Consider the following 1,978-nt stretch of genomic DNA (forward strand, 5'->3'; position numbering starts at 1 on the left):
GCTCTGTGGCGTACCGGGTTTCGATCCACTGCGAGAACACGAGCACGCCGGTATCCGGATACTTCCTGCGCAGTTCGATGGCGGCCAGCAGACCCTCGTCGGTGAAGGTGGGCGGCATCCGCACATCCACCACCGCGACATCGGGCCGGTGTGTGCCGACGACCTCGCTCAGCGACGTCGCGTCGCCGACCATCGCCACCACCTCGTGACCGCGTTCGGTGAGCAGCCCGGCCAGCCCGTCGCGCAGGATCGCGCTGTCCTCGGCGATCACCACCCGCAACGGTCCGTGCGCACCGCCCGCGGTCACTGCGGGCCCTCGTTCGGCAGGATCATGGTCACCACGGTAGGCCCACCGGCGGGACTGTCGACGGTGAGCGTGCCGTCGACAGCGAGGGCGCGGGCGGCGAGCCCGGCCAGCCCACTGCCGGTGACGGTCTGCGTGCCGGGACGGGGCGCACCACCGATTCCGTTGTCCCGCACGGTGACCGCGATGGACCGCAGACTGTCGGGCAGCACCGACACCGCCACCCGGTTCGCGTGCGCGTGTTTGACCACATTGGTCAGTAGTTCGGCGACGGAGAAGTAGGCGATCGCCTCGATGGCCGGGCTCGGTCGCCGCAGGATCTGCACACGCAGGTCGACCGGCACCGCGCAGCGGGCAGTGAGCGTCTCCAGCGCCGGGCCGAGACCGAGTTCGAGCGCGGGTGGATGGATGCCGCGCACCAGTTCGCGCAGTTCGGTGAGCGCCTCCTTGGAGTTGGCGCGCGCCTCGGCGATGAGGTCACGGGCGTCGCCGCCCGCGGCCAGTCGTTCTTCGGCCCTGCCCAGCGCCATGGCGATGGTGACCAGCCGCGCCTGCGTGCCGTCGTGCAGGTCGCGCTCGACCCGGCTCAACGTGGCGGTCGCGTCGTCCACCGCGGCGCGTCTGCTGGCCCGCAATTGCGCCAGTTGCCGGTCGCGCGGTGTCGCCGCCAACAGATGCACGATCAGCATCCGATGCACCCAGCAGATTGCCCGGATCAGCCACGGCAGCGCGAAGCACAGCAGAATGCCGATCCCGGCCATGGCGAGCGCCCGCGGCCAGGTATCGATGTAGAACGTTCCGAACTGCGCGAGACTGTGATGCTCCACGCCGTTGTCGTCCACCTGCACCGGATCGAGCAGCGCCCACGGCACGGGGGAGATCGCCGTGAACCCGACCATCGCGATCGTCACGAGGACGACCCAGCCCACCGCGACACCGAGCACCGACTGCGCGAGCAGGAACAACACCGCCCGCCAGCTCGGCCGATCGGTGAACGCGCTCTTCAGGAAACCGAACAAGCCGCTCGACCTGGTGAAATCCGGTGGTGATTCGACGTGGGCGCCGAGCAGCCCGCGCCCGAGGAACCGGTAGATCCGGCCCCACGCCCGCCCGCCGAGCAGCACCCCCGCCAGCAACGGGATACCGATGAGCACGATCGACGCGTACAGCCCGCCGCCGAACCCGAAGAACAGATAGCACACAGCCGCACAGCCCAGAACGAACGACAGGACCAGATAGGCGAGCTCCTTCCACGTCCTGGCCTCGAACGGTGCGCGCAGGATCGCCCCCAGCGGGCCCGTCCGGCGCTGCGGTGTCTCCTGCGTGGCATCGAGCGCCACGGTGGGTTCGCCGGCGATGTCGACCACGAGTGTCTGCTCGGCTGGTGTCTCGGTCATGACTCCATGGTTGTCGTCGCGGGCCGGAAATACGATCGAGCTGTCCACCGGGTCGATGGTGTAGCGAGCTACACCATCGACGCGTTCGAGGGGTGAACGACCGCTGGCCGGATTGTCCGGGTCCGTGTTTGAATGCGGCGCAACCACATTCGCGAGTGGAGGAGGGCGCTATGGTTCAGGACGTCGACTTTCCGGGGCTGGCGGAGGGGGTGAGGTCTCGTTTCGTCGACGACGTCAACGGGTTGCGTGTGCACGTTCTCGAAGCCGGCCACAGCCG

2 protein-coding genes are annotated in these 1,978 nt (G+C 68.8%); both read right to left on the reverse strand.

Annotation, left to right across the window (positions count from 1 at the left end; all coding sequences use genetic code 11):
- The coding region (locus tag ACFWF3_RS33935) for a response regulator transcription factor (RefSeq protein ID WP_379318084.1) at positions 1-280 on the reverse strand (280 nt) is incomplete at its 3' end.
- Positions 281-303: 23 nt separating this feature from the next.
- Complete coding sequence (locus ACFWF3_RS33940; RefSeq protein ID WP_379318082.1) at positions 304-1,701, reverse strand: sensor histidine kinase; 1,398 nt, start codon at positions 1,699-1,701, stop codon at positions 304-306.
- Positions 1,702-1,978: the final 277 nt, after the last annotated feature.

Source organism: Nocardia sp. NPDC060220 (genome assembly GCF_042727815.1).
Taxonomy (GTDB): Bacteria; Actinomycetota; Actinomycetes; order Mycobacteriales; family Mycobacteriaceae; genus Nocardia.